The following is a 10,260-nucleotide window of genomic DNA, read 5'->3' as shown; positions in this document are numbered from 1 at the left end:
ATTTCCATGATAGATCGCGAATCACAGGATTTCGAATTCGATACCGCTGTTGCCATCATCGGCATGGCAGGGCGTTTCCCTGGCGCCAACACGCTGGATCAGTTCTGGCGCAACATGACCCAGGGCGTGCAATCGATCCGGTTTTTTTCCGATGAAGAACTGCTGGCCGCCGGGGTAGACCCGGATCTGATGAGCCAACCCGAGTATGTGAAAGCCGGGACGGTCATCGACAATATCGATTCCTTTGACTCCGCGTTCTTTGGCTTTACGCCGCGCGAGGCCGAGTTGATGGACCCGCAGCTGCGCTTGTTTCTAGAATGCTCTTGGGAGGCGTTCGAGGACGCCGCTTATAGCCCGGAAACCTACCAAGGTCTGGTTGGGGTGTTCGCCGGATCGGCCATCTCGACCTATATGTTGAATAATATCTTCAACAACGCCGAGGTGTTCCGCAAAGCGGGCATGCTCCAGGTCGGCGTCCTGAACTCGTCGGACTCGCTTTCGACCTGGGTCTCCTACAAGCTTAACTTCCGCGGGCCGAGCGTGGTCGTACAAACTTTTTGCTCGACCTCGCTGGTGGCAGTCCACATGGCCTGCCAGAGCCTGCTCAACTACGAGTGCGATATGGCGCTGGCTGGCGGTGTCGCGATCTCGGTACCCCATGGGACTGGCTATGTGTACCAGGAGGGCGGCATTGTTTCGCCCGACGGCCAGTGCCGCACCTTTGACGCCGACGGCCAGGGCAGCGTGATGAGCAACGGCGCCGGCGTCGTCGCGCTCAAGCGCCTTGATCAGGCGGTCGCAGATGGAGATCACGTGTACGCCGTCATCCGCGGCTCGGCGGTCAACAACGACGGCATCCGCAAAGTCGGCTACACCGCCCCCGGCCTGGAAGGGCAGTCGTCGGTGATCGCCGAAGCGTTGGCCCACGCTGGCGTCGACCCCGCGACGGTGGGCTACCTTGAGGCCCACGGCACGGCCACGGCGCTGGGCGACTCGATCGAGCTCGCGGCGACGATCAAGGCCTACAAGCAGCAGACCGACCAGACCCAGTACTGTGCGCTCGGTTCGGTCAAGCCCAACGTTGGTCATCTCGACCGCGCCGCAGGCGTGACCGGCTTGATCAAAACCGTGCTGGCGCTGAAGCACCGAGAGATTCCGCCGAGTCTTAATTTCGAGCAGGCCAGCCCCGAGATTGATTTATCCAATAGCCCGTTTTTTGTCAATACGGCGTTGCGGCCCTGGGAGACCGACGGTCGGACGCCGCGCCGCGCCGGCGTCAGCTCGTTCGGCCTAGGCGGCACCAATGCCCATGTCGTGCTCCAGGAAACGCCGCTCGAGGCGCCGTCCGGTCAATCATACCCGCAGCAGCTGCTGCTGCTGTCGGCCAAAACCGACTCCGCCCTGCAAACAATGGCCGCCAACCTGGCCAGCTTCTTGCGAGCCTATCCCGAGGTGGACTTGGCCGACGTCGCCCATACCCTCCAGGTCGGTCGCACCGCCTTCAACCACCGGCGTGCCCTCGTGGCCCGCGACCGTGACGATGCCATCGCGCAGTTGGAGGCGGCTGGTGTCCGCGGGCTGACCGCCAACCAGACCGACCGTGATCGGTCGGTGGCCTTCCTGTTCCCGGGCGTCGGCGACCACTATGCAGGGATGGCCGCGGACCTGTACACTCACGAAGCGCGCTTTCGCGTGGTGGTTGACGAGTGCTGCACGCTGCTGAATCCGCTGCTGGACCAGGATTTGCTGGCGGTGCTGTATCCAGAGTCCGGGCGCGGCAATGGGGCACCGGCGGCCGGCCTGGATTTCCGCCAGTTGCTGGCAGGCCTGCCTGCCGGAACGCCTGCCGGGACGCTGCACCAGACGGCGCTGGCCCAGCCGGCGGTGTTTGTAGTCGAGTACGCGCTGGTGCAATTGCTGGCGAGCTGGGGCATCCGTCCGCAGGCGCTGCTGGGCTACAGCCTGGGCGAATACGTCGCGGCAACGGTCGCCGGCGTGCTGAGCCTGGAGGACGCGCTGCGTCTGGTGGCCCTCCGCGCCAGGCTGATCCAGAATCTGCCTGCCGGCTCCATGCTGGCGGTCAGCCTGGGCGAGGACGATGCGCGGCGCTACGTCCGGGGCGATGTCGCCTTGGCAGCGGTTAACAGTCCGAGCGCCTCCATCTTGGCCGGACCGGCGGCGGCTCTTGAGGCCGTGGCCAGGCAATGCGCCGCCGATGAAGTTGCCTGCCGCTGGCTGGAGACCAGCCATGCCTTCCATTCGGCGATGCTGGAGCCGGCCCGCGCGGCCCTGACCGATCTGACCTGCTCGCTGACCCTCAACCCGCCGGCCATACCGTATGTCTCCAACGTCACCGGCACTTGGATCACCGTCGAAGAGGCCACCGACCCGGACTACTGGGCGCGGCACATGTGCCAGACCGTGCGGTTTGCCGCCGGAGCTGGCGCGCTGCTGGAGGGAGAGCCGGCGTTGATCCTGGAAGTCGGCCCCGGCCAGGCGCTGGCGTCGTTTGTCAAGCAACATTCAGCTTGCTCTCGCGAGCGTATGGGCCAGATCCTGAGCGTGCTGCCGACGTCCCACGGTCGCCAGGCCGAGTTGGCCCACGTGCTGGAAACCTTGGGCCGGCTGTGGCTTGCCGGGGTGAACATTGACTGGGCCGCGTTCTCCGCGGGCGAACAACGGCGGCGGCTTTCGCTGCCGACCTATCCGTTTGAGCGCCAGCGCTACTGGGTGGACGCCGATGCGCACGGCAAGTCGGGCAGTTCGCTAGCCAACGACGAGTTCCTCAACAGTGCCGACCGCATCGCCGACGTTGGCGACTGGTTCTTTGTGCCTTCCTGGAAACGGACCAGCCCGCCGTCGCCGATCCTAGGCGCCCCACTTTTCGCCGACCAACACACCTGGCTGCTTCTGGTTGATGACTCCGGCCTGGGCCTTGTGCTCGCCGAGCGCTTGAAACAGCACGGCCAGACTGTGGTGACGATCGCGCCGGGTGCGGCATTCGCCGCCACCGACCCGGCAAGCTACACGGTACGTCCCGCCGAACGCGAAGACTACATCAGCGTGATTAAGAAGCTCGCCCGCGAAGGCATTGAACCCAGCCGCGTGCTACACCTGTGGCTGGCCTCGCCCGCTGAGTTGGCCGACGAGTCGCCGACCGAGGTGGACAGCATATTGGAGCGCGGCTTTTACAGCCTGTTGGCGCTGACCCAGGCGCTGGGCAACCAGGGCGTGGAGCGCTGCGAGGTCAACGTCGTCACCACCGGCGTTCACGCGGTTGTCGGCCAGGAGGCGGTGAACGCAACGAAATCGACAGTGATCGGTCCGTGCAAGATCATTCCTCAGGAGCACCCCAACCTGACGGCGCGCTCCATCGATGTGATCTGGGCACCCGATCGGCAGGGCTGCGAGGAGTTGGTGGATCGCCTGGTGGTGGAACTGGCCAGCACCCCGACCGGCGCCGTGATTGCGCTGCGTGGGCAGCACCGTTGGGTCCAGGCATATGAGCAAATCCACCTGCCTGAGTTCAGCCATCCCCACGCCCGTTTGCGCGATCAGGGCGTGTATGTCATAACTGGCGGCTTGGGCGGTATTGGCCTGGCCCTGGCCGAGTACCTGGTGGCGAGTGTGCGGGCCAAAGTGGTCTTGATCGGGCGGACTGCCCTACCGTCGCGCGAACGCTGGGATGACATCATCGCTGCCGAAGGCACCGAGAGCGGCACCGGGCATCGCGTCCATTGCCTCCGACAGCTTGAGGCTGGCGGTGCCGAAGTGCTGGTGCTCCAGGCCGATGTCGCCGACGCCGGCCAGATCGCCGCAGCCATCGACCAGGCTGTCGCCCGCTTCGGTGCCATCAACGGGGTGTTCCATGCCGCCGGCGTGCCAGGGGTGGGCCTAATGCAGCTCAAGACCGCCGAAGCGGCGGCCAGCGTGCTTGCGCCAAAGGTCCAGGGAACCCTGGCGATCGCCCAGGCCGTGCGCTCCTTGCCGCTTGACTTCTTGGTGCTGTTCTCGTCGGTTGCCGCGGCGGCCGGCGGCGGCCAGGGCCAGGCCGACTACTGCGCGGCGAACATCTTCCTGGACAGCTATGCCCAGCTGCATCACCGCGACCACGGAGTGACGATCTCGATCGGATGGGGCGAATGGCACTGGGACGCTTGGAGCGAAGGCCTACAAGGCTTCACCGAAGAAGTACGGGCGTTCTTCATAGCCTCGCGCCGAACCTTCGGCATCGACTTCGCCGACGGCATGGAAGCATTGCGCCGCATCTTGGCTTACGATCTACCGCAGATCTTTGTCAGCCCGCGTGACCTGACGTTTCTAGTCGAGGCTAGCCAGCGCTCGTTCGCCGCGTTCCTCAAGATGCGCGAAGACCGCGAGCAGTCGCGCTACCCGCGGCCAGCCCTGGCTGTGGCCTATGCCGCACCGCGCAACGACCTCGAAACGCGCATCGCCGCCATATGGAGCGATGTGCTGGGCATCGACCTGATCGGGATCGACGATAACTTTTTCGACCTCGGCGGCAATTCGCTGCTAGGCCTCGACCTGTTTGGGCGCATGCGCAAAGCCCTGAAGCTCGACAACTTCCCCGCATATGTGTTGTATGAGTCGCCCACGGTTGAGTTGCAAGCGGCCCACATCACCAACCTCCAACAGCCGGCCATCGCCCACGACGACGGCGACGAGCACGAGGACGAGCAGCGCAGGATGCAATTGAACTACTTTGTGGATTTGGATGAAATGGGGGATCTATGAGCGGGCCAACGTCGCACGATGCTAATTACGACACTGCGGTGGCGATCATCGGCATGGCCGGGCGCTTCCCCGGCGCCCAGAACGTCGATGAGCTGTGGCGGAACATCACTGCCGGCGTGCGTTCGATCCGCAGCTACTCGGATGCGGAACTGCTGGCGGCTGGCGTCGATCCCGAAGTGCTCAAACTGCCGAACTATGTGAAGGCGGGGACGTTTCTGGATAGCTACGACCACTTCGATGCCAGCTTCTTCGGCTACACGCCGCGCGAAGCTGAGGTGATGGACCCGCAGCACCGTCTGTTTCTGGAGTGCGCCTGGGAAGCCTTGGAGCAGGCCGCCTGCGATCCTGGCGCCTACGCCGGCTCCATCGGCGTCTTCGCCGGGTCGAGCATCTCGCTGTATATGATCCACAACCTCTTCACCAATCCGGAGGTAGTGGAGCTGGCGGGCGGCTTGCAGATCGACATTGGCAACTCGGTTGACGCGCTAGCCTCGACCGTCTCATATAAATTCAATCTGCGCGGGCCGAGCGTGGCGGTACAAACCTACTGTTCCACCTCGCTGGTCGCGGTCCACATGGCCTGCCAGAGCCTGCTTACCTATGAGTGCGGCATCGCCTTGGCCGGCGGCACGGCCATCAGCATTCCCCATGGCACCGGCTATCTGTACCAGGAGGGCGGCATCCTGTCGCCCGACGGGCATTGCCGCACCTTCGATGCCAAGGCCCAGGGCAGCGTGGTGGGCAATGGCGTCGGCATCGTCGCCCTCAAACGTATGAAAGACGCCATCAAAGATGGCGACCATATCTATGCCGTCATCCGCGGGTCGGCGATCAACAACGACGGTATTCGCAAGGTCGGCTACACCGCCCCGGGTCTCACCGGCCAATCTGCGGTGGTTACCCGCGCGCTGCGCCGCGCCGGCGTCAAACCGGAAACGATCGGCTACATCGAGACCCACGGCACGGCCACACCGCTCGGCGACTCAGTGGAGCTTTCGGCGTTGATCAAGGTCTTCGAGCGTGGCGCCGAGCGCAAACAATTCTGTGCGCTGGGGTCGGTCAAGCCCAACATCGGCCACCTCGACCGGGCCTCGGGCGTCACCGGTCTGATCAAGGCGGCCCTGGCCCTGCACCACCGCCAGCTGCCGCCGCATCTTGATTTCGAGACGCCCAGTCCCGATATCGACCTGGCTAACAGTCCGTTCTACGTCAACACCCAGCTGCGTGACTGGCCCGCGGATGGCGGTGCGCCGCGTCGGGCTGGCGTCAGTTCGTTTGGCCTGGGCGGCACCAACGCCCACGTCGTGCTGGAAGAAGCACCGGTGCCGATGCCCGCGACCATCAGCCCTGCCCGCCCGGCCGAGCTGTTGGTGCTGTCGGCCAAAACTGAAACGGCATTGGAAACGGCGACCGATAACTTGGCCGCCTACCTCGAAGCGCAGACCGTTGATATGGCCGATGTGGCCCACACCCTGCGCGTCGGCCGGGCGCCTTTCAGCTATCGGCGCGTGCTCGTGGCCAGCGACTCCCGCGATGCTGCGGCTGCCCTCAAAGCCCGTGATCCCCGCCGCCTACTGAGTTTTCAGCAAGTTACCCGCGATCAATCGCTGGCGTTTGTGTTCCCCGGTGTGGGCGACCACTACGCCGGCATGGCCGGGACGCTGTACGCGACTGAGACGGTGTTCCGCGAGGCGGTCGACCGGTGCGCTGGGTTACTGGCCTCGCGCCTTGGCCAGGATCTGCGCGCCGCCTTGTATCCCGCTGACCAGGTCGTTCCTGCGTCAGCCTCAGCGCTCCTGTCAGCCCTGCCGGAAGGCAGTGGGATAGCGGCGGGGACGCTGCATCAGACGGCGCTGGCCCAGCCGGCGGTGTTTGTGGTGGAGTATGCGCTGGTCCAACTGCTGGCGAGCTGGGGTATCCAGCCGCAAGCGCTGCTCGGCTACAGCGTGGGCGAGTACGTCGCGGCGACGGTCGCCGGCGTGCTGAACCTCGAGGATGCCTTGACCCTGGTCGCCAAACGCGCGCAATGGATCCAGGCCCAGCCGCATGGCGCGATGCTGGCCGTCTCGCTGGGCGTCGAGGCCATCCAGCCCTACCTGAATACCGAGGTAGTGCTGGCGGTGGTCAACAGCCCGATGACCTGCGTCCTGGCCGGCCCGCACGCCGCATTGGAAGCGGTCAAGGTGCGGCTGGACGCAAACGAGGTGGCTAGTCGCTGGCTGGAGACGAGCCACGCCTTCCACTCGCCGATGCTGGTGCCGGTGGCGGCTGAACTGACCGCACTGGTGGGCACGCTGCGGCTCCAGGCCCCGCAGATTCCCTATATCTCGAATGTGACGGGCACCTGGATCACCGATGCCCAGGCGACCGACCCGGGCTACTGGGCGCGGCATATGGTCGAGACGGTGCAATTTGCCGATGGCGTTGGCACCTTGCTGGCCGATGCCCAGCTGGTGGTGCTGGAAGTGGGACCGGGGCAGGCGCTGGGGTCGTTTATCCGCCAGCATCCGGCCTGTGGCCGCGAACGGATGAAGCATGTGCTGGCGTTGTTGCCGGCGGCTCACGAACGCCAATCTGAGCTGGCTCATGTACTCCAATCGATTGGTCGGCTCTGGTCGCTGGGTATTACCATCGATTGGGTCGGCTTTGCGCCGACACAGCGGCGTCGGCTGCCCTTGCCGACGTATCCCTTTGAGCGCAAACGCTTCTGGGTCGATGCCGCAAACCGGCCGGTCGCCGCGCCTCTCGCCCCGTCGCTGGGCCGGCATGCGGATGTGGCCGACTGGTTCTACCGGCCCGACTGGGCGCCCACCGCGCTCGGCGCCCCGGCTGCCCCCGGTCGCTGGCTGATCCTGCCCGATGCCCACGGGCTGGGCACGGCGGTGGCTGCGTCCCTTCGTGCGGCCGGCCACACCGTCACCCTGGCCGCCGGGCCGGCTGACGCTGCGGCCTACGGTTCGCTGCTTGACGCGCTGCGCGCCGACGGCGGCCTACCCAGCCACATCCTGTGGCTGGGCGGCTTGGCGCCGCTCGACTCAGCCCTGACCGGCCCGGCCCGCTTTCAGGCGGCTCAGGCAATCGGCTACTACGACCTGCTCCAACTGGCGCAGGCGGTGAGCGCGCAGGTGATCGACGAAGCGGTGCAGCTCTTGGTGGTGACCGCCGGGATGCAGGCGGTCGGTACGCACGCGATCCCCGTGGCCGAACACGCCACGCTGCTGGGGCTGGCGACGGTGATCGGTCAGGAGAACCTGACCATCCGTGTGCGCAGCGTCGACCTTGCGATGGCCGATGCCGCCGCAGTCGGGTTGCTGGCGGCGGAGTGTCTGGCGACCAGTGACGCGCTGCGCGTAGCCTACCGCGATGGTCAGCGCCTGGAAGAAACCTACCAACCGATTCGGCTGGAGGCGCCGGGATCGCGGGTGGTGCGGTCGGGTGGGGTGTATGTGATCACGGGTGGGTTCGGCGGGGTCGGGCTGGTACTGGCCGAGCATCTGGCGCGGACGGCACAGGCGAAACTGGTGCTGGTTGGCCGGCAGGGCTTGCCGGAGCGGGCGGCCTGGGACGCGTGGCTGAGCGAACACGGCGCGGACGACGCCACCAGCCAGCGTATCCAGCGTGTGCGGATGATCGAAGCCGCTGGCGGCACGGTTGAGGTTATGGCCGCCGATGTGGCGCAGGTGGCCGACCTTCAACGCGTGCTCGCGACTGCTGAAGCGCGGTTTGGCACGCTCCACGGGGTGCTCCACGCCGCCGGTATCTCCGACCCGCAATCGTATCAACCTATCCCTACACTCGGACCGAAGGAATGCGAATGGCATTTCCAGCCGAAGGCCTACGGCCTGTACGCGCTGGAAACGGCATTGGGCGACCGCCCGCTCGACTTCTGCGTGCTGTTTTCCTCGATCTCGGCGGTGCTGGGCGGGCTGAGCTTTGGCGGCTATGCGGCGGCGAACAGCTTTATGAACGCCTTCACCCAGCGCCACAACCGCACGCACGCGGTGCCTTGGGTCTGCGTTAATTGGGACACCTGGCAGCTCAGGGCCGGACACGATGCTATTGGCACGACCGTGGCCCAGTACGAGATGAACCCGGCGGAGGGCGCCGACGCCTTTGAGCGGGCGGTCGCAACGCGCAATGAGCCGGTGATCATCAACTCGACCGGCGACCTGGATGCCCGCATTCGCCAGTGGGTCCGCCTCGAATCCCTGCGCGCTGATGCTGCGGCGGATGATACCATGGCGGCTCCGGCTTCGTTCAGTCCGGTTGGGCAAACCAGCAGCGACTATGAGCGGCGGATCACAGAGATCTGGAAACATGTCCTTGGTATCGATGAGATTGGCATCCACGACAACTTCTTCGATCTGGGCGGCAATTCGCTGATCGCGCTTCAGCTGATCGCCCGGCTCAAGAAGGAGTTCAAGACCCAAGTACCGGCGGTGGCGATCTTTGAAGCACCCACTATTAGCGCGCTGGTTCAGTACCTGTTGCCAGACGCTTCCGCCGTCGCGCCCGCCGATGCGCTGTTGGCCGAGCGGCGCCAGCGCGTGCGCCAGACCGCCGAGCAGGATGGCATCGCGATCATCGGCATGGTCGGGCGCTTCCCCGGCGCATCCACCGTCGATGCCCTCTGGCAGAATATACGGAATGGCGTGGAGTCGACGACCCACTTCACCGACGCAGAGTTGCTGGCGGCCGGTGTTGATCCGCTGCTGGTGCAGCACCCCGACTACGTCAAATCGCGACCGCTCCTGGCGAATGATGTCAGCTTGTTCGATGCGGCGTTTTTCGGCTACACGCCGCGCGAGGCGGAGTTTCTCGACCCGCAGCAGCGCTTGTTCCAAGAATGCGCCTGGGAGGCCCTGGAGCAGGCTGGCTACGATACCCAGCGCTACCCCGGCCTGGTCGGCGTCTTCGGTGGCACCAACATGAATTACTACTTCCATCATTTGATGGACGACCATGCGCTCCGCGAACACATGAGCGAAGCGATCATGTTGCAAAACGACAAGGACGCCTTGGCGACATATGTCTCCTATAAACTTGACCTGCGCGGGCCGAGTTTCAGCATCCAGACCTACTGCTCGACCTCGCTGGTCGCCACCCACCTGGCCTGCCGCAGCCTGCGCCACGGCGACTGCGATATCGCCTTGGCGGGCGGCGTGTCTATCCGCGTTCCGGTCAACACCGGCTATCTATTTCAGGAAGGCGATCAGGTGTCACCGGACGGCCACTGCCGGACGTTCGACGCCAACGCGGGCGGCGCGACCTTCGGCGACGGGGTGGCGATCGTGGTGCTGAAGCGGCTAGCGGATGCGCTGGCCGACGGCGACACTATCCACGCGGTCATCCGCGGGTCGGCGATCAATAACGACGGGGGGCTGAAGGTCGGCTACACGGCACCCAGCGTGGTCGGGCAGGCGGCGGTGGTGCAGGCCGCGCTGGCCGACGCCAATCTGGCAGCCGATGCCATCTCGTATGTCGAGGCCCACGGCACCGCCACCA

At 65.3% G+C, this 10,260-nt stretch carries 2 protein-coding genes; both read left to right on the top strand.

Annotated features, from left to right (window positions below; genetic code table 11):
- The first annotated feature begins 6 nt into the window (after positions 1-6).
- The gene (locus tag LCH85_19565; GenBank protein ID MCA0354198.1) at positions 7-4,755 is read left to right on the top strand and encodes an SDR family NAD(P)-dependent oxidoreductase; all 4,749 of its coding nucleotides are present in this window, start codon (positions 7-9) and stop codon (positions 4,753-4,755) included.
- On the top strand, positions 4,752-10,260 hold a 5,509-nt coding region (locus LCH85_19560), incomplete at its 3' end, for an SDR family oxidoreductase (GenBank protein MCA0354197.1). The genes LCH85_19565 and LCH85_19560, both read left to right, overlap by 4 nt.

This window comes from Chloroflexota bacterium (assembly GCA_020161265.1).
In the GTDB taxonomy this organism is placed as follows: Bacteria; Chloroflexota; Chloroflexia; order Chloroflexales; family Herpetosiphonaceae; genus Herpetosiphon.
The sequence above is the reverse complement of the archived record's forward strand: the minus strand, read 5'-3'. Positions and strand labels throughout refer to the sequence as shown.